The sequence below is a fragment of the Sphingobium sp. TomTYG65 genome (assembly GCF_055395525.1).
Window position 1 is genome coordinate 243964 of the sequence record NZ_AP027330.1, and the last position, 25519, is coordinate 269482.

Genomic DNA, 25519 nt, shown 5'->3' on the forward strand with positions numbered 1-25519 from the left:
GATAAATCTGCAAAGGGATCGGGCCTCTTCAGGGGCGCTTTGTTGCTCGCCTATCGCATTGCTTTGCCTGCGCCGCAATCTTCGTCACGCTTCTTTTGCTGGAAATCGGTCGAACGGCTTTGCCAGATGACGCAAGCGACATTATCTGACTTGGCGCGTTTCTAGCGCTCGACGATCAGAAAAGAAGAAGGACCTTCGATGGAAATCGCGTTCAGCCCGGTGCGTCCCGACGCCGACACCCTGGTCTTTGCCGTGCCCAAGGGCGGCTTCGACGCTCTGCCGATTGCGGCGGCGGCGACTTTGGCGGCGGGCGCGGTGGCGGCGCGCTTCACGGGTGAGGCGGGTACAAGCTTCGAGAGCTTCGCGGAGGAAGGCGGCAAGGTGCTGCGCGTGGTGCTGGTCGGCACCGGCGCCGGCAGCGACACGGATATGGAGCGCGCTGGCGCGGCGCTCACCGCTCGCCTGCTGACGAGCGGTGCTGCCCATGCGGCGGTCGAGTTTTTCGGTGGCGCAAGCGGCGAGAAAGCGGCGCATTTCGCGTTCGGCGCCCTGCTGCGCGGCTGGCGGATCGATACCTATCGCACGCGCCAGCCGGAAAAGGCCAAGCCTACGCTGACGAAGATCAGCCTGGTCGCGAACGGCGCGGAGGCGGAATGGCAGCGGCTCGGGGCCGTGGCCGAAGGCGTCGCCTTCACACGCGAACTGGTGGCTGAGCCTGCGAACATCCTCTATCCCGAAAGCTTCGTCGAACGCTGCCGCCATTTGGAGCAATTGGGCGTCAAGATCACTGTCCTCGACAAGGCAGCCATGGCCGAACTCGGAATGGGCGCGCTACTGGGCGTGGCGCAGGGATCCGTGCGCGAGCCGCGTCTGCTGGCGATGGAGTGGGACGGCACCGGTGGTGCGGAAGCCAAGCCGGTGGTGTTCGTCGGGAAGGGCGTGACCTTCGACACGGGCGGTATTTCCCTGAAGCCCGGCGCGGGCATGGAGGACATGAAGTGGGACATGGGCGGCGCCGGGGCCGTCGCCGGCGCGATGAAGGCGCTTGCGGGCCGCAAGGCAAAGGCGCGCGTCGTGGGCATCTGCGGCCTGGTTGAGAATATGCCCGACGGCAATGCGCAGCGGCCCGGCGACATCGTCACCTCCATGTCCGGCCAGACGATCGAGGTTATCAACACCGACGCTGAAGGCCGCCTGGTGCTGTGCGATGTGATCACCTGGGCGCAGAAGACCTATGCGCCGGAGGTCATCGTTGATCTTGCGACGCTGACCGGCGCGATGATCGTGGCGCTGGGCGACCAATATGCGGGCCTCTTCGCCAATGACGAAGGTCTGGCCGAGGATCTGATCGCCGCGGGCAAGGCGGCGGGCGACCAGTTGTGGCGCTTCCCGCTATCCGATGCCTATAACAAGCTGATAGACAGCCCGATCGCAGACATGAAGAATATGGGCGCGCGCTATGCTGGGTCGATCACCGCTGCGCAGTTCATCAAGCGTTTCGTCGATGACGGCGTGAAGTGGGCGCATCTCGACATTGCCGGGATGGTGTGGGCGGACAAGCCTGGCGCTACGTGGGACAAGGGCGCAACCGGCTATGGCGTACGTCTGATCGACCGGCTGGTGGCCGACAAGTTCGAGCGCTGAAATCTGGCTTCTGTTCGGGCAGAGCCTGTCGAAGCCTTGCGCTTGCTCTTCGACAAGCTCAGGGCGAACGGAGTAAAGGATCTCCATGCAAGTCGATTTCTACCAGCTGAGCCGCGACCCGGTCGATCGGGTGCTGCCCGCCATCGCCGCGCGTGTGCTCGGGCTGGGGGAGCGGCTGCTGGTAGTGGCGCAGGAGGAGGCGCAGTTGGAGCGCATCTCTACCGGCCTTTGGGAAGGGCCGCCGGAGAGCTTCCTTGCCCATGGCCGTGCCGGAGAGGGCAAAGACTCGCTTCAGCCGGTGCTACTGGCCCATGATTGCGCTCCGGCGAATGGCGCGCGGCACATCGCGCTGGCGGATGGTCTTTGGCGCGAAGAGGCGCTCGATTTCGACCGTGCCTTCTATTTTTTCGACGCCGTCACCATTGATGCAGCGCGTGAAAGCTGGCGCGCCTTGTCGAAACGCGAGAACGTCACCCCCCGTTTCTGGCGGCAGGAGGAGGGGAAATGGGTGCAGGGGCCGTAACTCGGTCGGGTCGTCCACGCCCTCTTGCGGTGTGGGGCGGTGCGGTCTAAAGGGCCGCCAATTCCAACAATCCGGAGCTTTTGAGCCTCATGGCCGTGACCCGCACCTTTTCGATCATCAAGCCTGACGCCACGCGCCGCAACCTGACCGGCGCCGTGACCAAGAAGCTGGAAGAAGCGGGCCTGCGCGTCGTCGCCTCCAAGCGCATCCGCATGAGCCGCGAACAGGCTGAGGGCTTCTATGCCGTTCACAAGGAACGCCCTTTCTTCGCTGACCTGGTCGCCTTCATGATTTCCGGCCCCGTTGTCGTCCAGGTTCTGGAAGGCGAAGACGCCGTGAAGCGCAACCGCGACATCATGGGCGCCACCAATCCCGCCAATGCCGATGAAGGCACGATTCGCAAGGAATATGCCGAGTCGATCGAAGCGAACTCGGTCCATGGTTCGGACAGTGAGGAAAATGCCGCGATCGAGATCGCCTATTTCTTCAAGCCGGAAGAAATCGTCGGCTGATTTCGCGCGAGCGTTAGAGAAAAAGGGGCTGGTGGATCATTCCGCTGGCCCTTTTTTATGCGCGCGCATCAGGGGCGTTCCAGTTTAGCCCCGCCCTTTCAAGGGAGGGGTTGGGGTGGGTGCGAGCGCAGCGAGCTTTTGCCCTTCCCAACGGCGGCCTACCACCGTCCTTCTCTTGCAAGGGAGGGCTGATAAACGGCTCAACTTCAACCCTGCGACCAACTGTGACAGTCATGCCACGATCGCGGCAAAAAGCGTCCTACACGCCTCTTTTGTCGCTGTCCTACATGCGGCTGACCGGCCTACCCCGGCGTGGTCTTTCAAATGGTCGATCCACAGTCCCTCACGCCTACGCGCGCCTGCGTACGCGCGCGCATATGGTGTGAACTTCGGCCGAAAACCGCCGTTTTCAGTCCGTCATCCTACTTGTGGCGGCGCTTCGAAGCGATCGATCACCCATTCTTCCGCCTGCGCGCCGCCGATCCATTCTTGCATCCAGGGATGAGCGATGATCGCCTGCATATAGGCTTCGGCAAAGCGGGCGACGGGCAGTTGATAGGTGATGAAGCGCGTTACAACAGGCGCGAACATGACGTCGACTGCGCCGAACTCGCCGAACAGGAAATCGCCGGTGCCGCCATAGCGGGCACGCGCCTGCGCCCAAAGCTGCATGATCCGTGCAATGTCATGGGCGACTGCTTCGGAAGGCGGCACGGCTTCATAGATTTGGCGGATGTTCATGCTGTGCTCGCGGCGGAGCGCGGCGAAGCTGGAATGCATTTCCGCCGCCATCGAGCGCGCCATTGCTCGCGCGGCGGTGTCGGTGGGCCAGAATTTCTCGCCGCCAGTCTTCTCATTCAGATATTCGATGATCGCCAGGCTATCCCACACCACCGTGTCATCGCCATCCCACAGGATCGGCACCTTGCCCGAGGAAGGCGCGAATTCATCGCCTTCGCGCCTTTTCTCCCAAGCCTCGTCATAGAGCGGGACCACGACTTCCTCGAAGGGTAAGCCGCTGAGCTTGCAGGCAAGCCAGCCGCGCAGCGACCAGCTCGAATAAGCCTTATTGCCTATGAAAAGCTTCATCATCGCTCTTCTTTAGACGGGTGGGGGAAGGGAAGTCGAGCCCGCCCGGCGCGGGGAATCTGGTGATACGCCTCTTTTGCAGGTGAAAATTTCTCTCCGCTGGGGCTGGATGCACCGCGCGCACGGTCGTAAGCCGTCGCCTTCATCGACAAGCCCGGGGGCATGATATGGATTTGCTGCATGGGATCGCTGGCCTGTTCGTGGGACTGATGGTCGGCATGACTGGCGTGGGCGGCGGATCATTGATGGCGCCCATCCTCATCCTGCTGTTCGGAGTAGCGCCTGCGACGGCGGTCGGCACCGACCTATGGTTTGCGGCCATCACCAAGTCGGTCGGCGGCGCGATTCATCACCGCCATGGCGGCCCGGACGGCGGGCCTGATTATGAGGTGGTAAAGCGGCTTTGCCTGGGTAGCCTGCCTGCCTCGCTCATCATGCTGCTGATTTTATCCCAGACGCATGCCGGACAGGTAAAGAGTGGCATCGTTATCACGGCACTGGGCGTAGTGCTGATCGGCACTGCCTTTGCGACCCTGATGCGCGGGCGCTTTCACCGCTGGGCTCTGGCGCGCCGTGTCGGCACCGCCGACAGCTTTACACGCTGGCAGCCCGCCTTGACGGTCGCGGCGGGAGCGCTGCTGGGGGCGATGGTCACGTTGACGTCCGTTGGCGCAGGCGCGATCGGCGCGACCCTGCTGCTGGCGCTCTATCCCATTCGCATGCGGATGCAGAGGCTGGTAGCGACAGATATCGTCCATGCTGTGCCGCTCACCCTGGTCGCAGGCTTGGGGCATTTGTGGATAGGAAACGTCAACCCCGGCTTGCTGTTCAACCTGTTGATCGGGTCGATACCAGGTATCGTCATCGGCTCGCTGCTTGCGACACGCGCGTCTGACCGCGTGCTTCAGCCGCTGCTGGCACTGGTTCTGGTGGTGGTTGGTTGGCGCCTGATCGCCTGACAGCGAGTTGAGGCAATGTTTGGAGGCCCGAGCCGGAATCGAACCGGCGTATACGGATTTGCAGTCCGCTGCGTCACCACTCCGCCATCGGGCCTCGCGCATGTGGGACGCCGCAAATGTGAGGCTTTTGTCCCAAAGTCAAGCGCACCAGTGGCGCATCGCCTCAAGATTCTCGCTCATCGGCGTGGAAAGCCGCTTGGCGTTGTACGCCCTGTGATTTAGAGGTCCGATAATGTCATTACTGTATTGCCTTCCCAATACAGTTGCGCCAATCGAGGAAGTGTCGTGACCGAGCAGAATTTTTCATCGATGCGGGCCGCCATGGTCGAAAGCCAGCTTCGCACTAGCGATGTCGATGACCAGCGCGTGATTGCCGCCATGGCGCAGGTGCCGCGGGAGGATTTCGTCCCCGCCGAACGCCGGGCGATGGCCTATATCGATCGTCCCATTCCCCTTGGCGGTGGTCGCGCGCTTAACCCTCCGCTGGTCACCGGGCGCCTGCTCAAGGAAGCACATGTTCAGGAAGGCGATCGCGTCCTTTTGATCGGTGCGGCCACTGGCTATGCCGCGGCGCTGCTTTCCGCGCTTGGCGCTAAGGTGACGGCGGTCGAGACCGAAGATGGTCCGCAGGTACTGGGCACCACGGCCACGATCGTACGCGGCCCGTTGGCCGCTGGCGCTCCCGAAGGTGCGCCTTATGATCTGCTGTTCATTGACGGAGCAGTGGAGGAAGTGCCCGACACGCTCGTTCAGCAGCTTGCTGATGGCGCACGCGTCGTGACGGGTATTGTGGAGCGGGGCGTTACCCGCCTCTGTAGCGGGCGCGTGGTGTCGGGCGTGCTGGGCCTTGCAAGCCTTGCCGATCTGGAGATGGTAGTGCTGCCCGGTTTTTCTGCGCCGGAGCGTTTTGTCTTTTAACGGACCGGGGGGGTCATGACCGCAAAGCAGGTGTTTCTGAGGCACTCCGCCGTCACGGTTTTGCTGCTCCTCAATGCTGGAATAGCGAGCGCAGAGACACTTCAGGGTGCGCTCGCCAAGGCCTATCGTTCCAATCCGACGCTTACGGGCACCCGTGCGCAGCAGCGCGCGACGGATGAAAATGTGCCGCTGCGCAAGGCGGACGGGCGGCCGGACGTGGCCACCACAGCAGAGTTTCAAGAGCTGATCGTCAAACCGGCGCGATCCTTCCTGGCGCCAGACCGCTCGCTTGCGGGGACCGCTACCGTCAGCGTGCCGATCTACCAGGGCGGCGCTGTCCGCAACGGGGTGAAGGCGGCGAAGGTTCGCGTCGAAGCAGGACAGGCCAATTTGCGTGGGACCGAGGCTTCGATCTTCTCCCGCGTCGTTGCTGCCTATATGGACGTCATCCGCGATAGCGCCATCGTCTCGTTCAACATGGCCAATGTGAATGCGCTGGAGGTTAATCTTCAGGCATCCAGCGACCGGTTCGAGGTGGGCGACCTGACCCGCACCGACGTCGCCCAGTCCGAGTCGCGGCTCGCGCTCGCACGGTCGGATTTGCAGACCGCACAGGCCAATCTCATCGCCAGCCGGGAAAACTACATCGCACTGGTTGGCGACGCGCCAGATGATTTGCAGCCTCCGCCGCCCTTGCCAGGACTGCCTGCCTCGACTGAGACAGCGGTGCAGGTGGCGCTTGCGGACAATCCCGACATCATCGCCGCGCGCAAGCTGCGGGAAGCGGCTGGCTATGATGTGAAGGTCGCCAAGGCGGCCGTGCTGCCGACGCTTTCCGGTTTCGCGCAGGGCAGCTACACCCATTATCTGGGGTCACTGCACGAACAAGGCGTGTCTGATCCGTCGCAGACCAACAAGCAGGTGGTGGCGGGCGCAACACTGCGTCTCCCGCTCTATCAGGGCGGGCGTCCGGCAGCGCAGGTGCGCCAGAACCAGGCGCTGGAATCGCAGTCGATCGAGCAGGAAATAGAAGTCGAGCGCAGCATTATCGCGCAGACCCGGTCGGCCTATGCAAGCTGGCAGGCTTCGTTGCAGAGCATCCAGTCGAACCAGAAGGCGGTCGAAGCAGCGAACCTGTCGCTGGAAGGCGTCCGTGCCGAAAATTCCGTGGGCAGCCGTACGATCCTGGACATATTGAATGCCGAGCAGGAAGCCCTGAACGCCAAGGTTCAGTTGGTTTCAGCGCGTCGTAACGCCTATGTGGCTGGCTTCAGCCTGCTGGCCGCGATGGGCCATGCGGAGGCGGACGATCTGAGCCTTGAAACGGGCGCGTTGTATAACCCCATGGTTAATTATGAGCGGGTCAAGGGCAAGTGGTTCGATTGGGATTTCGATCCCGCACCCAAGCCGCAAGCGACGCGAACCGTTGACACGCCTCCACAAAATGCCAATGTGCCTGCGGGGTTGGCGCAACAACCTTAGGTTAACAGGGGCTATTCATGGGCGACATGAGCAAGGAACCCTCGATGGAGGACATCCTATCGTCCATCAAACGCATTATTGCGGAGGAAGGCGAGGAGGCCGCGCAGACTGTGTCGCGTCGTGGCAAGTCCGAGGCCGCGCCCAAGCAGGCAGCTGACGCTGCGGACCCGGCGGTTGAGGAAGTGCTGGAATTGACTGACGAGGTTGGAGCGGAGGAGCCGATGCCTGCCCATAAGACGTCCCGTGCGCCCCGGATTGAAGCGCCCGCGGAGGATGCTTCCATTCTGTCGGTCGAAAGCGAGGTCGCCGCGCGTCATTCGCTGTCCACCCTGTCCTCGATACTGGTGACGCCCAAGGACGGCGAGGACAATACGCTGGACGGGCTGGTCCGTTCGATGTTGAAGCCGATGCTCAAGGAATGGCTCGACGCCCGTCTGCCTGCGCTGGTCGAGGATATGGTGGCCAAGGAAATCGCGCGGATCACTGGCCGTTGAGCGCATGCCGGTGAAGCATGTCTGATTCTGAGCGACAGGAAGCGGTCTGGCGCAGAATGAAGCCGTAAAAGCGCTGGAATGGTCAGGGAAGGGGCATTAAGGCGCCTTCCCATGACCGAACTGCCCAAAACCTTTGATCCCACCGAAATCGAATCCCGTTGGTACGCCCATTGGGAAAGCAAGGGTCTGTTCCGGCCCGAGCGGCCGAGCGCGGAGCCCTTTACAATCGTGAATCCGCCGCCGAATGTGACGGGCAGCCTGCACATCGGCCATGCGCTCGATAATACCCTGCAGGACATCGTGATCCGTTACGAGCGGTTGCGCGGCAAGGATGCGCTGTGGGTGGTGGGCACCGATCATGCGGGCATCGCCACACAAATGGTCGTGGAGCGGCAGTTGAACGCTGCCGGCCAGAAGCGCACGGATTTCTCACGCGAGGATTTCGTCGCCAAGGTCTGGGAGTGGAAAGCGGAAAGCGGTGGCGCGATCACACGTCAGCTGCGGCGGCTCGGTTGCTCGATGGACTGGGCCAATGAGCGCTTCACCATGGACGAGGGCTTTTCGAAGGCTGTCGTGAAGGTCTTCGTGGAGCTGTACGAGCGTGGTCTACTCTATCGCGACAAGAGGCTGGTGAACTGGGACCCGCATTTCCGGTCGGCCATTTCGGACCTGGAGGTCGAGACCAAGGAAGTGAAGGGCGGCTTCTGGCACTTCCGCTACCCGCTCGCCGATGGGGTGAAGCTGGCGAACGGCGCGGACCATATCGTCGTCGCGACCACGCGTCCGGAAACGATGCTGGCGGACATGGCGGTCGCCGTGCACCCCGAAGATTCCCGCTACAAAGATGTTATCGGCAAGGACATCCTCCAGCCGATCACCGGCCGCCGGTTCAAGATCGTGGGGGATGAGTATGCCGATCCTGAACTCGGGTCGGGCGCGGTCAAGATCACGCCGGGGCATGACTTCAACGACTTTGAAGTGGGCAAGCGAGCGGGATTCAAGGCCGCCGACATGCTCAACATGTTCGATGCGGACGCCAATGTGATCCAGACCGCTGACAGATTAATCCCGGAGCGGTTCCTTGGCCTGCACCGCTTCAGGCGGGATGGCGTCGATGGCGCGCGCGAATTGGTCGTGGCCGAGATGAAAGCGCTCGGCATGCTGGTCCCGCACATCAGCAAGGCCAAGGATGGTGAGGAAGTCGAAGCCGACGCTGAGCCGCGGACGATCCAGACGCCGTTCGGCGATCGTTCGGGCGTGGTGATTGAACCTTGGCTGACCGACCAATGGTATGTCGATGCCGAGAAGCTGGCGGTCGCACCGATGCAGGCCGTGCGTGACGGCCGAATCGAGATCGTGCCCAAGACCTGGGAAAAGACTTTCTTCAACTGGATGGAGAATATCCAGCCCTGGTGCGTGTCGCGTCAGCTTTGGTGGGGGCATCAGATCCCCGCCTGGTATGACGAAGATGGCAATCCCTATGTCGCGGAGAGCGAGGAAGAGGCGCAGAGCCAAGCGGGCAACAAAAAACTGACCCGTGATCCTGATGTGCTCGACACCTGGTTTTCTTCGGCTCTCTGGCCTTTCGGTACGCTGGGCTGGCCGGAGCAGACCGAAACATTGAAGCGGCACTATCCCAATGACCTGCTGATTTCCGGCTTTGACATCCTTTTCTTCTGGGATGCGCGCATGGCAATGCAGGGGCTGGAGTTCATGGGCGACGTGCCCTGGCGCAAGCTCTATCTCCATGGCCTCGTCCGCGCGGCCGATGGGCAGAAAATGTCCAAGTCCAAAGGTAATGTTGTCGATCCGTTGGGCCTGATCGACAAGTTTGGCGCGGATGCCTTGCGCTTCTTCATGTCCGCCATGGAAAGCCAGGGCCGCGACGTGAAGATGGATGAGAAGCGGGTTGAGGGCTATCGCAACTTTGCGACCAAGCTGTGGAATGCGGCGCGCTTCCTGCAGTCGAACGGCGTTACCGCCTCGACCAGCCATGAAGCCCCGGCCGCTGAGGCGCCGGTCAATCGCTGGATCATCGCCGAAACGGTCGCGACCGTGCAGGCGATCGACATCGCCATGGCCGAATTGCGCTTCGACGCTGCAGCGAACGCGATCTACCACTTTGTCTGGGACCAGTATTGCGACTGGTATATCGAACTGACCAAAGGGGCGATGGACGATGAGACGCGCGCCGTCGCGGGCTGGGCATTCGACCAGATCCTCGTCATGCTGCATCCGTTCATGCCCTTCATTACCGAAGAGTTATGGAACCTCACCGGGGAGCGGGAGAGCGAACTGATCATCGCCCGCTGGCCGCAGGCGCTTTATGCCATCGATGCGGAAGCCCAAGCCGAAATCGACTGGCTGATCCGGCTGATCAGCGCGATGCGTACCGCGCGCACGGAATTGAACGTGCCGCCGGGGGCCAAACTGCGCGTTATTGCTCGCGATGCGTCTGAGGAGACCCGCCGCCGCATTGACCGGCAGGGCGCTGCGCTCGCCCGCTTGGGCCGTGTCGAAAGCCTGTCCTTCGGCGACACCGCAGAGGGCGGCGCGGCGCAGGTCGTGGTCGATGAGGCAACATTCATCTTGCCGTTGGAAGGCGTCATCGACATTGCGGCAGAGCAGGCCCGTCTCACCAAGGCGCTTGCCAGCGCGGAGAAGGAGCGTGACTCCCTAGCCGGCCGCCTTTCGAACCCGAGCTTCGTCGAAAAGGCAAAGCCTGAAGCGGTGGCCAAAGCGCGTGAGGATCATGCGGAGAAAGCCGCCGAAGCCGAAAGGCTGAAGGCGGCGCTGGACCGGCTCGCTTGATCGGCTAGTCTTCAAAGCCGACAACGGGAAGGGATGTAGATGGCGGCTGAAAAGCGCGGAGCGAAGGATTTGACGCAGGGGCCGATCGCGCCGGCGCTGCTTCTCTTCGCCATCCCGACGCTGGCGTCCAATATTCTCCAATCGTTGAACGGGTCGATCAACGCCATTTGGATTGGTCGTTTCCTTGGCGCGCAGGCGCTCGCGGCTACAGCGAACGCGAACATCACCATGTTCCTCATGTTTTCGATTGTCTTCGGCTTCGGCATGGCATCGACAGTCATGATTGCCCAAGCAGCCGGACGCGGAGACATGGATGCAGCGCGGCGGGCCTTTGGCTCAGCCGTTGGTTTCTGCACGCTGTTGGGCCTTGTGGTTGCGGTGGTAGGGTGGATCGGCGCACCTGCCATGTTGCGTATGCTGGCGACGCCGCCCGAGGCTTTTGGCCTGGCGCTTACCTATCTGCGCGTGATCTTCATCGCGATGCCGGCGACGCTGATCGGCGTTATGATTATGATGGGCCTGCGTGGAACGGGGGATGCCCGCACGCCGCTGATCTTCATGTTCGTGAGCGTGGGGGTGGATATTGTCCTCAATCCCCTGCTGATCCTGGGGCTGGGGCCAATCCCGGCGCTTGGTATCGGCGGGTCAGCGGCGGCAACCGCCACTGCGGGCGTTATCAGCATGATCGGGGTCATCTGGTATATCTATGCGAAAGACTTGCCTCTGCGCCTACGAGGCCCCGAATTAGCGTATCTCCGTCCGGAACTCGGACAGATACGCCTTCTTCTCGGCAAGGGTTTGCCGATGGGCCTCCAGATGATCGTTATGTCCGCGACGGGCCTGGTAATGATCGGCCTCGTTAATCGCGAGGGCTTCTTGGTTACCGCAGCCTATGGCGCGGCGCAGCAGATCTGGACCTATCTGCAGATGCCGGCGATGGCGATGGGCGGCGCGGTGAGCGCGATGGTGGCGCAGAATGTGGGCGCGGAACGCTGGGACCGGATAGGCCGCATCACGGCTTACGGCATGGGCTATCTGTTACTGATCACCGGCACGATGGTCGGCGTCATCCTGTTGTTTCACGCGCCGCTGCTGTCGCTTTTCCTGGGCAGTAATCAAGCGGCCATCGATGCTGCCTGGCACATGCAGTTGCTCTCAAGCTGGAGCTTCATGCTGTTTGGTTGCACCATGGTCCTGTTCGGGGTGATGCGTGCCAACGGGGTAGTGATGAAGCCCCTGCTGATCCTGCTCCTGACCCTTTTTGGCGTTCGGCTGGCCTTCTATCATTGGGGCTATCCGCATTGGGGTGCGGATGCCCTTTGGCTGAGCTTTCCGATTAGCTCGGGCTCGTCCCTGCTGCTCGCCGCTTTGGTTTATTGGCAGGGCGGCTGGCGCAAGGCGAAGCTGCTGGTGCCTGTGCATGAGGAAGAATGCCGCGAAAGCGTTAACGCCGAAAGTGAGCCCGCGGGGCGGCTGGCGCCTACGGGCTGACTCGTCAACGTCCCTGGCTGCGCCAGCGGGTGATGGTGCGGTCGAGAATATCGGCTTCGCCGCCGGACTGACGCCACAGTTTGGTGAAGCTGGGGTCGCCAGATGCGGGGCGTCGTTCTTCCTCGAGATTATCGAGCGCCACGCGGATCGGCACGGCAACGCCTTCGCCGCAGATGATCGCCTCGCGATTGCGCAGCGCGGGGATGGAGTCGAGGAAACCGCGAGCGCCTTCGGGCATCGCCGCCTTCACGAAGGCTTGGTCGCGATCGTTGTTAAGGCGCATCGAGATGATGGTGCCGCATTGCGACAGCACGCCTTCAGCAAGGTCGGACGGGCGCTGCGTGATGAGCCCCAGCGACACGCCATATTTGCGCCCTTCCTTCGCAATCCGTTCCAGGATTCGTCGGACGGCCTGGCCACCCCCTGTGGTGGTGCTGGGAATATAGCGGTGCGCTTCTTCGCAGACGAGCAGGATCGGCCGTTGCGCCTCGTCCCGAGCCCAGATGGCATAGTCGAAGACCAGTCGTGACAGGACAGAAACCACGACGGAGGTGATGTCGGATGGCATGGCCGACACGTCGATGATGGAGATCGGTTTTCCACCCGACGGCAGACGGAAGATCTTCGCTAGAAACTCCTGCATCGTGTCGGCGACAAGCATGCCGGAGAACATGAAGCTGTAGCGCGGGTCCGCCTTGATCTCGTCGATCTTGGTCTTGAGCCGCATATAGGGGAGGGCGCCGGTGCCCTTGTCGAGCTTGCCCATTTCATTCTGCAGGATGTTGGTCAGGTCCGACAGCAAATAGGGGATAGGAGAATCGACCGTCAGGCGGCCGATGCTTTCCGCCAGCCGGTTCTTCTGCCGGGCAGCGAGGAGGCATTTGGCGAGGATATCGCAATCCACCGTGCGGTCGGACCCTTCGGAGGTGACGAACACCTCGCAATGTTCCTCGAAATTCATCAGCCAATAGGGCAGGGCGAGATTGCTGACGTCGAACACCGCACCATTCTGAGCGAAGGCTGCGCCATATTCGCCGTGCGGGTCGATCATTACGATGTGGCCTTCGGGCGAAAGGTCGCAAATGCGGTGGAGGATGAGCGCCGCGCTGGTCGATTTACCCGTACCGGTCGAGCCCAGCAGGGCGAAATGCTTGCCCAGCATGGAGTCCACATAAAGCGCCGCTCGTGTGTCCGCGGTGGGATACACCGTGCCGATCTGCACATGCGGGCGATCATCCGCGGCATAGATTTGCTGCATGTCGGCGCTGGATACAGCGAAGATTTCAGTGCCCGGGGCGGGATAGCGCGTGACGCCGCGCCGGAAGCGATAGATGCGGCCCGTGAGCGCTTCCTCATCGCCTTCACCGAGGAAATCAACGTCGGCGACGATCATGCCGCTGTCCTGACGGTCGAGCGCCATTGACCGGACGCTGGCGATGAGCCAGCTGTGGCCGACGCGCATCTTTACTTGGCTGCCGACTTGTCCTGCCATGGCGATGCAAGGATCGGACTCATGAGCCAAGGCGGCGATGCAGCCAGCGTCGATCAGCACCTTTGAACTGGAACCGGCGATCTGGAACACGGCGCCCATGGCGGCCGCCGGGACGGGCTGCGTGTAAGCATGGCCCTGAGTGAATTCCGCTGCTCCTGGCATGTGACTCATACGCCCCTCTCGATCCACGTCACCAGCACGCATTGCCGGATGCTCCGCTGGGTGTAGCCGGTGAGAGGTAAAGAATTGGCTATCGCGCGTGCCATGCCACTCCCGATTTCCGCGCTGTTTCGACCTGCCTGCCCCGCGCGGGCCACTGTCCGCCGCGTGGGGCAGACCTGGCTCTGGCGCGAATCGTTGGTCATCCGTATCGGCCGATTGGTCCCGGCATCATCAGGATTTTCGTTTGTCCCATATCATGACGGCCAGTGCAGCGCGCAGATCGGATGCGATCTCCATCGCTCGCGTGATCTGCATTTTGGGCGTCGTCTATGTTCATGCGTGGACAGGCCTCAATGGCCATGATCTGGAAATCGCCCGTGGTACGCCGCAGGAGAATCTGCGCTGGCTGCTGATGGAAATTTTCGGGCGGAGCGCAGTGCCGCTGCTCGGCGTCATATCGGGCTGGCTGGTGGGCGGGTCGTCACGGACCCAAAACTGGTTTTCGCACGTCGTGCGCAAGGCGCGGACGATCCTGTTGCCAATGGTGTTATGGAACGGCCTGGGGATTCTGCTGGTCTCCGGCGCGGCGTGGCTGCTCGGCCTCTCGGCGCCCGTACCAGTATCCTTTGACTGGCTGTTCCAGGAACTGTTCATTGTCAGCCGCAATCCGGACATCAATGTGCAGATGCCGTTCCTGCGCGATCTGTTCCTGTGCATGTGCGCGGCACCCCTGCTGGTCCGTTCGCCGGCTTGGCTGTTGGTGAGCGTCGCTGGCGCCGCCGCACTGGCGCAGTTGATGGGTTGGGGCCCGCCGGTATTGATGCGGCCTGCAATCCTGCTATTTTTCGTGATCGGTATGATGGCGCGCAGAATTGGCCTGGCTGAACGGGTGGCGGCATGGAGCTGGCCGATCGCGGCCTTGCCCTTCCTGCTGCTCATGGTGGTGCAACTGCACTTCTCTCTGCAGGCCACTCAAGGGGCCGCGATCGAGGTGGGTCTGCTGGATCTCGCCGTCCGCGTCGCGGCCGCGGCGTGCTTCTGGCGCTTGTCCTGGACGCTGGCGGGTAGCCCGCTACGCGGCATGCTGCTGCGGATCGAGCCTTTCGCCTTTCTGCTCTTCTGTTCGCACCTCATCCTGATATGGTTGGGCGGGCCGGTGCTTGGGGCCCTGTTCGGTAAGCTGGGCTCGCCCCTTTATCCCGCATATCTGTTGATCCAGCCGCTACTGGTACTCGTTGCGGTGCTGCTGCTGGGATCAATGCTCAGCCGCGCTTGGCCGGGCATGGCAGAAGTGCTGAGCGGTGGACGATTGCAGCGGAGTTGAACCCCTAACCGGCGATCGCCTGTGCCGCTGCCATTGCGATCTCGACGCTGCGCTTACGCGCTTCGAAATCATAAATCTGGCCGCCGATGATCAATTCATCGACGCCCGTGCGTTCTATGAAGTCAGCCATGTCGCGCTCGACCTCGGCCTGACTGCCGATGCTGGTGGCGCTCAGGACGTCGGACAGCATCGCTTGCGCCCCAGGGGGCAGGCTTTCGAAATAGTCCTTAACCGGAGGCTGAAGTTTGCCGGGTTGGCCGGTCCGCAGGCGCACGAAGGCTTGCTGCATCGATGTCGCGAGCAGCCGGGCTTCTTCGGACGTGTCTGCGGCGAACACATTATAGCCTGCCATCACATAGGGTTGGTCTAATTGTGCCGAGGGGCGGAAATCGCGACGGTAGATGGCGATCGCATCGTCGAGAGCCGCGGGAGCGAAGTGCGACGCGAACGCATAGGGCAGGCCCAGCGCTGCGGCGAGTTGCGCACCATAAAGACTCGATCCAAGAATCCAGAGCGGAACCGTCTCGCCAGCCCCAGGCGTCGCCTGAAAGCCAAGCCGCTGATCGCCAGCCAAATAGGCCTGCAGTTCCATGACGTCTCGGGGGAATTCATCCGGTCCACCAGAGAGCGTCCGCCGCATCGCCTGAGCCACTCGTTGGTCGGAGCCCGGCGCCCGGCCGAGCCCCAGGTCCACGCGTCCGGGGAATAGCGCGGCGAGCGTGCCGAACTGCTCCGCGATCAGTAGCGGCGCGTGATTGGGTAGCATAATGCCGCCCGCTCCGATCCGGATGGTGGATGTGGCGTGTCCGATATGCGCCAGCACCACGGCTGTCGCGGCGGATGCGATGCCTGGCATGCCGTGATGCTCCGCCACCCAATAGCGGTGGAAACCAAGGCTTTCGGCATGAGCAGCAAAGGCAGCCGCATTGGCCAGCGCCTCGCTGACGCTGCTGCCTTCAATGACGGGGACGAGGTCCAGAACGGAAAAACGGATCATCGCCTGCATATGGGGCGATGATCCGTTTTATTTCAATACGTGATATGTGCCTGGATCAGATCGCCCGGCCAAATCCCTGGGGCGCTTCACCGCGGCGGCCAAAAGCGGGGCGGCGTGCGACCAGCGGATTGGAGTCGCGGTCGAGTACGGACATCGTCTCAGTAAAGCAGGGGCGCAGGCCAACGACGATCTCGATCAGTTCATCTGGTCCTTCACGCGTTTCCACGCAGCGCCGGGCGACCATCTCGATCCGCTCGGCCATGCTGCTGAGGCGGTGTGCGCCGAACTGGGCGGATTCGCCCTTCAACGTGTGCGCGGGCGTCACAAGCGCGACAGCGTTGCGTTCGCGAATCGCTTGTTCAATCGCGCCGATCGCTTTGTCGCCATCCTCGCGGAAATAGCCCAGGATGCGGAGAAAGGCGCTGCCCAGCTCCGATCGGGATTTGGCGAGATCGGCCTGATTGACCAGTTCTGCCTCTTGATATGACACCCTGCGACACTCCTTGTTTCGGCTCCACAATAGAAGCCAAGCGTAAACAGCAGGTTAAGCCGCGAGGTCATGATGGACCGGTCTTCAATATTCCCGCGTAAGTTCAAAGCGATGGGCCGCGGTTGCCGTCAATTTCCAGCCTTGCTGCTGCGTCAGCGCCGCCAGTTCGCGAGCCGCGTTGGGGTCGTCGGCCTCGACCGTCACCGCATCGGCCAAGCGCATCGCGCGGGCGGCGCGGAGGGCGGGCCAAGGGCATTTCATGCCTCTGGCGTCGACATGGACGGGGTCATTTGCTGGCATAAGGATTTTTGGCGCTGCGCAGCGTCAGGCGCACCGGTACGGCGCCGAAACCCAATTCCTTGCGGATGCCGTTGACGAGGTAGCGTCGATAGCTTTCCGGCAATTCGTCAAGGCGCGTGCCAAATAGCACGAAGGTCGGTGGGCGGGTCTTGTTCTGAGTGATGTAGCGCAGCTTGATCCGCTTGCCGCCCGGGGCGGGGGGCGGGTTGGCTTCCAGAGCGCGCTCGAACCAGCGGTTGAGTATGCCGGTGGACACGCGCTGCGACCAGGCGGTGCGGGTTTCGAAGGCGACGCGGATGAGGTCATCCAGCCCTTTGCCCGTCGCGGCCGACACGGTCATGATCGGCACGCCTCGGATTTGGGCGAGGCCATCGGACAGCGCCTGCTTGATACCCTGATAAAGAGCGGAGCCGTGTTCTACTGTGTCCCATTTGTTGAGTGCGACGACGAGGGCGCGTCCTTCCTCCAGCACCTTGTCTGCGATGCGCAGGTCCTGCGCCTCCAGACCACGCGTGGAATCTAGCAGAAGCACGACGACTTCGGCGAAGTTCACAGCGTTCAGGCCGTCCGAAACAGCCAGCTTTTCCAGCTTATCCTGCACCTTGGCGCGCTTGCGCATGCCGGCCGTATCGATCAGGCGGACGGGGCGTTCTTCGCCGTCGGGGCTCGTCCATTGCCAATCGACCGCGATGCTGTCTCGCGTGATGCCCGCTTCGGGGCCAGTGAGTAGGCGGTTTTCGCCGAGCAGGCGGTTGATGAGCGTCGATTTGCCTGCGTTAGGGCGCCCGACAATGGCGAGCTTGAGCGGCGCGGCTTCGAGGTCGGCCTCGCTAGGTTCGCCCTCCTCTTCATCCTCTTCCTCCTCGCGGTCGATATAGGGCAGGAGGGCCTGGAACAGGTCAGCCATGCCCTGGCCATGTTCGGCAGAAAATGGGATGGGGTCGCCAAGGCCCAGGCTAAAAGCTTCCAGCACGCCGTCGTCGCCGGCTTTGCCTTCGGCCTTGTTGGCCATCAATACGACAGGTGCGTCACCTTCGCGGAGCCAGCGGGCGATTTCCTCGTCCAGCGGGGTCACGCCAGCGCGAGCGTCGATGACAAACAGCGCGACATCGGCATTTTCCACGGCTGCCTGCGTCTGCATACGCATGCGGCCGGGGAGAGTCTGAGGATCTTCATCCTCATAGCCCGCGGTGTCGATGATGGTGAAATCGACGCCGAGCAGATTCGCCTGCCCCTCGCGCCGGTCGCGGGTGACGCCGGGCTGGTCATCGACCAGCGCCAGCTTTTTGCCGACGAGGCGATTGAAAAGGGTGGACTTGCCCACATTGGGCCGCCCGACAATGGCAACGGTGGGCAGCATGGTGGCCCGCTTCCTTTAAAATACTGGTGCTCCTGCGAAGGCAGAAGCCCAGTCCTTAACAGCGGAGCTGGACTTCTGCCTTCGCAGGAGCACGCTTATCTAACATTATCGTGGACGTTAACGAAGCGCCGTCAGGCGGCCGTCATCAGCCAGGATATAGAGTGTGTTGTTGGCGACTACCGGCGAGAGCGACATGGACTTGTGCATATCGACAGCGCTCTGCACCGCGCCGGTCGCCGGATCGACATAGTTGAGATCACCGTGGGTGGATACAAGGATCAGGCGTCCGCCCGCCAGGACGGGGCCGGTCCAGCGGATCGCATTCGCCTTCTTTTTTTCCTTTTCCCAGCGGCGCAGCTGGCTGATCCAGCGAATCTTGCCGGTCGCGCGGGCGACGCAGAGCAGTTTGGCGTCGCTGGTCACGACGAACACCCATTCACCCGCGACCCAAGGGGTCGAGATGCCGGCAACATTGATTTCCCACAGACGCTGACCGCTCACCAGTTCATAGGAGGCCATGCGGCCGCCCTGACCAATGGCGAAGACGCGGCCGCGGTCGATCACGGGATTAGCGTCGATGTCGGTGAGGCTGGCGACCGCTGTAGAAATGCTGGTGCGGGAAAGGGCGTCACCCCAGAGGGTGCGGCCATTTTCATAGCGATAGGCGGTCAATTCGCCCGAGCTGTAGCCCGCAATCACCGTGCCCTGCGCGGCGGCGGGCGCGGCAACGCCGAACACGCCGGTCACCTGCAGCGTGCCGCTGTCGGTCCACTGCACTTCGCCGTCCGTCTGGTTAAGGGCGAAGATCTGATTATCCTGGCCCATGACATAGACATGGCCGTTGGCGAGCGTCGGCGCGCCGCGCAGCGGGCCGCCGGGGCGCTTCTTCCACAGGATGGAGCCGTTGGCTGCGCTGAGTGCGGCAACGTCGCCGACGCCGGTGCTGGCATAGACCTTGTCATCGACGATGCTGACCCCGCCCCCGAAGAGGGCGCGGCCGCTGCCTTCGGCGGGGAGGGAGGTCTGCCACAGCTTTGCGCCGCTGTTGGCGTCAAAGGCGATGACATGCGCACCCGCATCAATGACGTAGAGCTTGCCATTGGCGATCACTGGCGAGGAGGCCAGGCGGGCGCGGGGCGTGCTGCCCTCGATCGAAGTGGTCCACGCCTGGCTGGGTGAGGCGCTCAGCGCCAGATGGCCCATTGCTTTGGAAGGGCCGCCGCCCGGCTGCGACCATTGGTCATTGGCATAGGCTTCGGGCAGCGATACGGGCACGTCGGCCAGGGTCGGATCGACCTCCACCCCCTGCTCGTTGGTGAGGATCGATACGCGGTTGCCGACCACAGGCGTCTTAGGTCCGCCCTTCTTGCCACCGATGATGCCGCAGCCCGCCAGCAGGGCGACCATCGCCGCCACGGTCAGGGCGCGGCGCGTGCCCGCAAATTTCGTCATGCTGTGCATCCCCATGCGCTTATCTTCATCCCTGTCCAGGCTCAGCCGGCGTTTCGACCGCATCTACCCCCAATAACCCTGCCATCTGTCGCGCGCGTGAACGGACTGACTGGGGCACGCTTGCATCCTTCGCCATGGCGGCGAACAGCGGCCCGGCAAGATCGGGCTTGCGCATCTTCATATAGGCGATGGCGACCAGTTCGCCCGCGCTGCCGAACCAGGGCGCGCCTTCCACCGCAAGCGGCTTCAGCCGATCGACAACCTGCTGAGGCTTCAGCGTCTCGAACTCCAATGTTGTCTGACGGATAAGGGCCAGGTCGCGATACGGCTGGTCGAGCGAACTGTCAGCGGCCATCGCCTGATAGGCGGCGATCGCGGCCTTGTTGTCGCCCTTGCGTGCGGCGGCGCCCGCCTTCACCAGGAGGGCGGAGGCGCGGAAGCCGGGCTGGCTCGCGTCGGTCAGGGCATCCAACTGCTTGGCGTCGGGCGTGCCGCCGCCTACGGCCGTCGCTATGACCTTGTCCATTTCTTCCGAAACGGCCTGGGACTTAGTGGCGCTGTAATGCTGCCAATAAAGCCAGCCGGCGAAGGCCACGAGCCCGATGACGACGGCCGCGACAATCCAGCGGCCAAAGCGCTGCCAGAAGGTCAGCAGCTGGTCTTGGCGAACGGCCTCATCGACCTCACGCATGAAGGCTTCGCTGTTTTGCGGCGTCAGGGCCACTTGGGTCTCCAGATAGGCGTCAGAAAAAGCTCGCGGAAGGCGCGATCAATAGCGGCGGCGGAGCTTAGCGCAAATCACTTTTTGGGCCGATAGACCTGATCTGCGGTTGGAAAGCTCCGGTTGCGCACTTCGGCGGCATAGCGTTCGGCCGCGCCGCTGATGGTGTCGGCGATATTCTCGTAGCGTTTGACGAAGCGAGGGGTGCGTTCGAACATGCCCAGCATGTCCTCCGCAACCAGCACCTGGCCGTCGCAATGGGCCGACGCGCCGATGCCGATGACCGGTATGTCGAGGCTGTCGGTGATGGCGACGGCAAGGTCTTCCATAACGCCTTCCAGCACTACCGCGAAGGCGCCCGCGCTGGCGACGGCACGGGCGTCGTCCATGATCTTGGCATGTTCTTCCTGGCTTTTGCCGCGCGCGCCATAGCCGCCGAGCGCGTTCACGGCCTGCGGCGTGAGCCCGACATGGGCCATGACGGGGATGCCGCGCTGGGTCAGGAAGGCGATGGTTTCGGCCATGGCCTGCCCGCCTTCCAGCTTGACCGCAGCGCAGCCGGTTTCGGCCATGACGCGGCTGGCGCTGGCGAAGGCGTGGGCGGGGGAAGCTTCATAGCTGCCGAAGGGCATGTCGACCAGGACGAGGCTGTGATAGCTGCCCCGGACCACGGCGGCGCCATGGGCGATCATCATGTCCAGCGTGACGGGCAGGGTTGAGGGCAGGCCGTAGATCACCTGACCGAGCGAATCGCCGACCAGCAGCATGTCGCAATGGGGATCGAGAAGCTGCGCCTGCCGTGCGGTGTAGGCGGTCAGCATCACCAGGGGCTCGTCCGTTTTCCCTTCGGCCTTGCGGCGCTGGATGGCGGGGACGGTGAGGCGCTTCATCGGCGCGGGCGTGGGATTGGCGCGGCTGGTGGACGTGTCGAGCGTGAAGGTGGTGGACATGAAAAGGGCTGTACCCCAGCGGGGTCGCGGGCGCAAATCGGGGGGCAGGCCAGTTTTGCCGAACCGGATTTCATGAAGGAAATAGCGAATTGAAAAAGAACGGGAGCGGCGGGCCTGTGCCGCTCCCGCAGGGGGTGAACATCGTTACGGGATCAGAACGAGAATTTGATCGTTCCGCCCCAGGTCCGCGGGTCGCCGGGCTGACCGGCGATCAGGCCGGTGTTGCCGGGTGCAACCTGCAGATTTTCGATATAGTTGACGTCGAAGGCGTTGCGGACCCAACCGAACACATCGAAGCCTTCGCCACGGAACCCGGCGCGGAAGTTGGTCAGGGCATAGCCCTTCACTTCGGTGTAGCGCGAGGGCGAAGCGTTGGAGTTCCAGTGCGAGCGGTAGTTGCCGTCCACGCCCACATAAAGCTGGCCGTCCTTGTCCAGCAGCGTCACCGGAATGTTATATTCCGCGCCGTAGGAGAAGGCCCATTTCGACACGCCGGGCAGACGCTCCCCGGAAATATCGACGAAGGGCGGGCTGACTTGGTTGGCCGTCGCTGCCGGTCCGGGCGTGCCGGTGTAGGTGCACTTGCCGGTCACGACGATCCCGGTGCTTGACCCGCCGCTCAGTTCCGGCGGCGGCGGTGCGTTGCAGAACTTCACATATTTGGCGTCGGTATAGGCGCCGTTGGCATAGGCGGTGAAGCGGTCGCTGGCGACGACCTTGAGGTCGGCCTCGATCCCCTGCGACCGCACCTTATCGGCATTGGCGAGATAGCCGCGCGTCGTGCCGAACTGGCCGCCATTTACCGTTGCCTGGAAATCCTTGATCTCAGTGCGGAAGGCAGTGAGATTGAAGGTCGCGCGGCGGTTCCAGAACTGGGTCTTGAGCCCCGCCTCGAAATGGTTGACCGATTCCGGCTTCACCGTGCCTGCAGCATAGTTGACCGTGTTGTCAGAGTTGAGCGGCAAGCCGTTCTGATTGATGCCCAGCGTCTTGAAGCTCTTGGCATAAGTCACATAGGCCAGAATGTCGGGCGCGATCTTGTAATTGACGTTGAAGTCATAGGTGAAGTTCCAGGCACTGTCGGAAGGCGCGCTGACCTGCGGCTGGTAGATGCCGCACTGCGCCGTCAGTACGGGGTTGCCTGCCGTCGCGGACGGAGCGCAGCTGGTGATAACCGCGCCGGAACCAGTGGTCACGACACGCTGGTAGAAGCCCGACTTCTTGTCATAGTTGAGGCGCGCGCCCGGCTGAATAGTCAGGGCATCCGTGACCTTCCAGCTCAGCTGGCCGAACAGGGCCGCACTCTCACTCTTGAGCCATTGGGTGTTGGTCGCGGTCAGGCCCTGGAGGATGCTCGGGTTGTTGGCATTGGCGCCGGTCAGGTTCCACTTGCTGGCTGCCGCACCCTGCTGTTCCGTACCCTGGGTGTCGATCCGCTGCTTGAAGCCGAAGAGGCCGACGACGAAGTCGATCTTCGGGCTTGAGTAATTATAGCGGAATTCCTGGCTATACTGGTCCTGCTGCGAGGGGTTCTGCGACTTGGAAACGATCGGCAGGCCGGTGAAATCGCGGTCGTTCGCAGGCTTCCAATCCCAGAAGCGCCAGGCGGTGACGGAGGTCAGCGTGCCAGGGCCGATATCCCATTTGATCCGCGCGGAGACGCCGCCGATCTTGTTGCCAGCATTTAGTTCGCTGTCGAGGTCGGTCAGCCGGTCATAGGGATTGCGGCTGGGCACGACATAGCCCTGCGCCGCGGCCAGAGCGTCATATTGGCGGGTGATGACGCGCTGCGTCGTGCCTACGCGGACGAAGACGGTGCCGCAGCATTCGGGGTCCTGCTTGCTGTAGTCGCCCGAAAGGGTGAGGCTGAAATCATCGTTCGGCTTGAACAGCAATTGGCCGCGAAGGCCGAGATTGTCCTGTTCGTTGATCCAGCGGCGGCTCGTCACATTATAGATCGTGCCACGGCGGCTGGTCGTGGCAACAGCGAGGCGCGCGGCGATCGTGTCCGACAGTGGACCGGAAATGGCAGCCTTGGCCTGCTTGTAGTTGAGGTTGCCGGCGGTCACCTCCGCGCGGCCTTCGAAATCGAAGGTCGGCTGGTTGGTCGTGATGTTGATCGCACCTGCCGTGGTGTTCTTGCCGTACAGCGTGCCTTGCGGGCCACGCAGAACTTCGACCTGGTTGACGTCCAGGAAGTCGAAGGTCGCGGCAGCGACGCGCGAATTGTAAACGTCATCGACATAGATGCCGACGCCCTGTTCAAAGCCGTCGCTGGTCAGACCGAAGGGCACGCCCAGACCGCGGATGTTGACCGAGGTATTGCGTGGGTTGGTCGTATAGACCTGCAGCGTCGGCGCAAGCTGTTGAAGCTTGACGACGTTGAAATTGCCGGTCGCTTCGATGCTGTCGCCGCGAATGACGGAGATCGCCAGCGGCACTTCCTGCGCCGTTTCCTGACGGCGGCGGGCGGTAACGATGATCACCTCGCCGCGCGGGCTGGATGCCTGATCGTCCGTCGTGTCGGCAGCTGCTGATTGAGTGGCGTCCTGCGCATAGGCATTGGACGCAATGAAGGATGCGCTCGCCACGGTGGCGAGCAACAGAGAACGCGCAATCATAAGATTCCCCTTCCGGATGTCCGGTGAATGTTGATCGCGGCCTTTCCGGTGCGTCCGGTCAAAGCCGATGGTCTGGGAATGGTATGGACAGTAAGCGGCCCACCCCCTGCCGCCTGTTATTCACCGCCTGTCCGGCGGCTTGGCATTACGACCCTTTGTTGCCCCCGCTATTTTGTCAGGCGGTGAGCCGAGTCTTTTCCGTCACGTCGATCTGAACGACGCGGGCATCATGCACGGTCAATGTGATCGACCCGAAACGCAGCGCTTCAAGCACGCCACGCACCTTTTCGATGCTTGCGGAAATATCGTGCCGCTGGCCGTCTGCACGGCCGTTGCGGGCGAATTCAATCGGTCGATGATCACTCATATGCACCTCTAAGCCGCCTTTTATCTCAACTAATTTAATAGACAAAAAAGCAAATATATAGGGCGCCCAAGTTTGTCTTGTAGCGCCCTCAATTCAGCTGATTACTCGCATTGCGCTCATTCTTCTTTCATTATGGGGTAATGGTATGGCGGGTCGCATTTGCCGCATGACAGACGCCTGTTCATGGGCATTGTCGATCAGCCGGTCCAGCAGCGCCTGGCCAAATTGCCATTCGCCCAGACCCGAATCGGCATTGATGTGACCGCTAAAGCCAGCATCGACGAAAGTGCTGCCCCAGTTCTTCGCGACGCTGTGCGCCCGTTCGAAGAAGATATAGGGGTCGTTGCGGCTGGCCACGACATAGGAGGGGAAGGGCAGCTGCGCGCGCGGCGTGGGGCCAAAGCCACCGATCGTCTCTGGCGTTTCCATCCTGTCGCAGTCGGGAGGGGCGACCAGTAGCGCGCCGGTCACCGGCCAGCCATAAGCCTGGCTCTGCAAAGCGCCCCACCAGGCGACGGCCAAGCACCCAAGGCTGTGCGCAGCCAGGATGATGGGGCCGTTCGCCTCCCGAATGGCGGCGTCAAGGCGCGTCACCCAGGCGTTGCGGTTAGGGCTGGCCCAACTGCCAAGATCAACCCGCTGGCAATCACCGCGGGCTTCTTCCCACAAGGTTTGCCAATGACCGGGCCCGCTATTGTTGAGACCCGGGATGGTCAAAACGACCGGAAGGCGCGCGTCACCGAGATGACCGAATCGATCCATGGCCTGATCCTCGTCCAATTACCCGACCAGACATAACTCTAGTTTTTGAATAGACAATAGTTCAGCGACCAAATGTGTTCAAATTTAGGCGACCGGATTCATCTGGGGTTCAGCTTCGGTGGCCCTCATGAAGGGTGGGCAGCGCCCTCTTACCAAGGGTATATCAGGCCGTAATAGGAGAAGACGTTCCGCCCATAGGCTTCGTCATAGTCGGGCTGCACGCCAGGTAGATGACGGGGGGCTTCGTCCAGCTTTTCCTTGTCCAGATCGACCACATAGCCGCCTTTGTCCGTGTCATAATTCAGCATGGACCAGGGCAGGGGATAGTGGTCATTGCCAAGGCCCAGGAACCCGCCGAAGGACAGGACGGCGTAGCGGACCTGCCCGCTGCGCTTATCCACCATGAAGTTGGAGATGTGGCCAAGCCTTTCGCCCTCGCGATTATAGACGGCCGTGCCTTCCACCCGGTCCGAAGCGATCAGGTCGCTGGGATTTTCTGTTGCTGGGCTGGTCATTGTCACGCTCCTGCACAGTTATGAGCTATATAGACGAAACCGGGGGGCTTCGGCGGGGTTCCCATTTCTTCAGGCAGGAGGAT

Annotated in this window: 23 protein-coding genes and 1 tRNA gene; 10 read left to right on the top strand and 14 right to left on the bottom strand. The window is 62.3% G+C overall.

What is annotated here, in order from left to right:
* Positions 1–198 precede the first annotated feature (198 nt).
* From ACZ5Y5_RS01300 to ndk, 3 genes are all read left to right on the top strand, one after another.
* Positions 199–1644, top strand: coding sequence for a leucyl aminopeptidase (locus ACZ5Y5_RS01300; RefSeq protein WP_464809420.1), 1446 nt, complete (start codon positions 199–201; stop codon positions 1642–1644).
* Positions 1645–1729: 85 nt separating this feature from the next.
* Positions 1730–2167, top strand: coding sequence for a DNA polymerase III subunit chi (locus ACZ5Y5_RS01305; RefSeq protein WP_464809421.1), 438 nt, complete (start codon positions 1730–1732; stop codon positions 2165–2167).
* Between the two features lie 89 nt (positions 2168–2256).
* The gene (gene ndk, locus ACZ5Y5_RS01310) at positions 2257–2679 is read left to right on the top strand and encodes a nucleoside-diphosphate kinase (RefSeq protein ID WP_037461517.1); all 423 of its coding nucleotides are present in this window, start codon (positions 2257–2259) and stop codon (positions 2677–2679) included.
* Positions 2680–3096: 417 nt separating this feature from the next.
* Here ndk and ACZ5Y5_RS01315 read toward each other — a convergent pair whose 3' ends face one another.
* Positions 3097–3771 (bottom strand): glutathione S-transferase N-terminal domain-containing protein, encoded by a 675-nt coding sequence (locus tag ACZ5Y5_RS01315; protein ID WP_464809422.1) that lies wholly within the window; start codon positions 3769–3771, stop codon positions 3097–3099.
* Positions 3772–3935: 164 nt separating this feature from the next.
* Here ACZ5Y5_RS01315 and ACZ5Y5_RS01320 point away from each other — a divergent pair, with 164 nt between their 5' ends.
* Positions 3936–4727, top strand: coding sequence for a sulfite exporter TauE/SafE family protein (locus ACZ5Y5_RS01320; RefSeq protein ID WP_464809423.1), 792 nt, complete (start codon positions 3936–3938; stop codon positions 4725–4727).
* Positions 4728–4747: 20 nt separating this feature from the next.
* Here the strand turns inward: ACZ5Y5_RS01320 and ACZ5Y5_RS01325 are convergent.
* Positions 4748–4821, bottom strand: a tRNA-Cys gene (locus tag ACZ5Y5_RS01325).
* A gap of 191 nt (positions 4822–5012) precedes the next feature.
* Here ACZ5Y5_RS01325 and ACZ5Y5_RS01330 point away from each other — a divergent pair.
* The 5 genes from ACZ5Y5_RS01330 (at position 5013) to ACZ5Y5_RS01350 (ending at position 11923) form a co-directional block, all read left to right on the top strand.
* On the top strand, positions 5013–5645 hold the full coding sequence (locus ACZ5Y5_RS01330; protein ID WP_464809424.1) for a protein-L-isoaspartate O-methyltransferase family protein: 633 nt from the start codon (positions 5013–5015) through the stop codon (positions 5643–5645).
* A gap of 15 nt (positions 5646–5660) precedes the next feature.
* Positions 5661–7127: a TolC family outer membrane protein gene (locus tag ACZ5Y5_RS01335; RefSeq protein ID WP_464809425.1), complete on the top strand. Its 1467-nt coding sequence runs from the start codon at positions 5661–5663 to the stop codon at positions 7125–7127.
* 17 nt (positions 7128–7144) lie between these two features.
* Positions 7145–7621 carry a DUF2497 domain-containing protein gene (locus ACZ5Y5_RS01340; RefSeq protein WP_464809426.1) on the top strand — a complete coding sequence of 159 codons (477 nt, stop codon included), beginning with the start codon at positions 7145–7147 and terminating at the stop codon, positions 7619–7621.
* A 111-nt stretch (positions 7622–7732) separates the two neighbouring features.
* Positions 7733–10432 carry a valine--tRNA ligase gene (locus ACZ5Y5_RS01345; protein ID WP_464809427.1) on the top strand — a complete coding sequence of 900 codons (2700 nt, stop codon included), beginning with the start codon at positions 7733–7735 and terminating at the stop codon, positions 10430–10432.
* Positions 10433–10471: 39 nt separating this feature from the next.
* On the top strand, positions 10472–11923 hold the full coding sequence (locus tag ACZ5Y5_RS01350) for an MATE family efflux transporter (protein ID WP_464809428.1): 1452 nt from the start codon (positions 10472–10474) through the stop codon (positions 11921–11923).
* Between the two features lie 4 nt (positions 11924–11927).
* Here ACZ5Y5_RS01350 and ACZ5Y5_RS01355 read toward each other — a convergent pair whose 3' ends face one another.
* Positions 11928–13586 (bottom strand): ATP-binding protein, encoded by a 1659-nt coding sequence (locus ACZ5Y5_RS01355; protein WP_464810437.1) that lies wholly within the window; start codon positions 13584–13586, stop codon positions 11928–11930.
* A 247-nt stretch (positions 13587–13833) separates the two neighbouring features.
* Between ACZ5Y5_RS01355 and ACZ5Y5_RS01360 the strand changes: the two genes are divergently transcribed.
* A complete protein-coding gene (locus tag ACZ5Y5_RS01360) occupies positions 13834–14901 on the top strand; it encodes an acyltransferase family protein (RefSeq protein WP_464809429.1) in 1068 nt (355 codons plus the stop codon).
* 4 nt (positions 14902–14905) lie between these two features.
* Here ACZ5Y5_RS01360 and ACZ5Y5_RS01365 read toward each other — a convergent pair whose 3' ends face one another.
* The 11 genes from ACZ5Y5_RS01365 to ACZ5Y5_RS01415 form a co-directional block, all read right to left on the bottom strand.
* Positions 14906–15898 (bottom strand): LLM class flavin-dependent oxidoreductase, encoded by a 993-nt coding sequence (locus ACZ5Y5_RS01365; protein ID WP_464809430.1) that lies wholly within the window; start codon positions 15896–15898, stop codon positions 14906–14908.
* 55 nt (positions 15899–15953) lie between these two features.
* Positions 15954–16388 carry an Hpt domain-containing protein gene (locus ACZ5Y5_RS01370; protein ID WP_464809431.1) on the bottom strand — a complete coding sequence of 145 codons (435 nt, stop codon included), beginning with the start codon at positions 16386–16388 and terminating at the stop codon, positions 15954–15956.
* Between the two features lie 84 nt (positions 16389–16472).
* Positions 16473–16688: a sulfurtransferase TusA family protein gene (locus ACZ5Y5_RS01375; RefSeq protein ID WP_464809432.1), complete on the bottom strand. Its 216-nt coding sequence runs from the start codon at positions 16686–16688 to the stop codon at positions 16473–16475.
* A complete protein-coding gene (gene der, locus ACZ5Y5_RS01380) occupies positions 16675–18048 on the bottom strand; it encodes a ribosome biogenesis GTPase Der (RefSeq protein ID WP_464809433.1) in 1374 nt (457 codons plus the stop codon). Before der ends, ACZ5Y5_RS01375 begins: the two co-directional genes overlap by 14 nt.
* Positions 18049–18165: 117 nt before the next feature.
* Positions 18166–19515 carry a PQQ-binding-like beta-propeller repeat protein gene (locus tag ACZ5Y5_RS01385; protein ID WP_464809434.1) on the bottom strand — a complete coding sequence of 450 codons (1350 nt, stop codon included), beginning with the start codon at positions 19513–19515 and terminating at the stop codon, positions 18166–18168.
* A 10-nt stretch (positions 19516–19525) separates the two neighbouring features.
* Positions 19526–20224: a tetratricopeptide repeat protein gene (locus ACZ5Y5_RS01390; RefSeq protein ID WP_464809435.1), complete on the bottom strand. Its 699-nt coding sequence runs from the start codon at positions 20222–20224 to the stop codon at positions 19526–19528.
* 74 nt (positions 20225–20298) lie between these two features.
* Complete coding sequence (panB, locus tag ACZ5Y5_RS01395) at positions 20299–21171, bottom strand: 3-methyl-2-oxobutanoate hydroxymethyltransferase (protein WP_464809436.1); 873 nt, start codon at positions 21169–21171, stop codon at positions 20299–20301.
* Positions 21172–21323: 152 nt separating this feature from the next.
* On the bottom strand, positions 21324–23792 hold the full coding sequence (locus ACZ5Y5_RS01400; RefSeq protein WP_464809437.1) for a TonB-dependent receptor: 2469 nt from the start codon (positions 23790–23792) through the stop codon (positions 21324–21326).
* Positions 23793–23967: 175 nt separating this feature from the next.
* Positions 23968–24159, bottom strand: coding sequence for a YezD family protein (locus tag ACZ5Y5_RS01405; protein WP_464809438.1), 192 nt, complete (start codon positions 24157–24159; stop codon positions 23968–23970).
* A 93-nt stretch (positions 24160–24252) separates the two neighbouring features.
* Positions 24253–24921 carry an RBBP9/YdeN family alpha/beta hydrolase gene (locus tag ACZ5Y5_RS01410; protein ID WP_464809439.1) on the bottom strand — a complete coding sequence of 223 codons (669 nt, stop codon included), beginning with the start codon at positions 24919–24921 and terminating at the stop codon, positions 24253–24255.
* Positions 24922–25070: 149 nt separating this feature from the next.
* A complete protein-coding gene (locus tag ACZ5Y5_RS01415; RefSeq protein ID WP_464809440.1) occupies positions 25071–25436 on the bottom strand; it encodes a PRC-barrel domain-containing protein in 366 nt (121 codons plus the stop codon).
* Between the last annotated feature and the right edge of the window lie 83 nt (positions 25437–25519).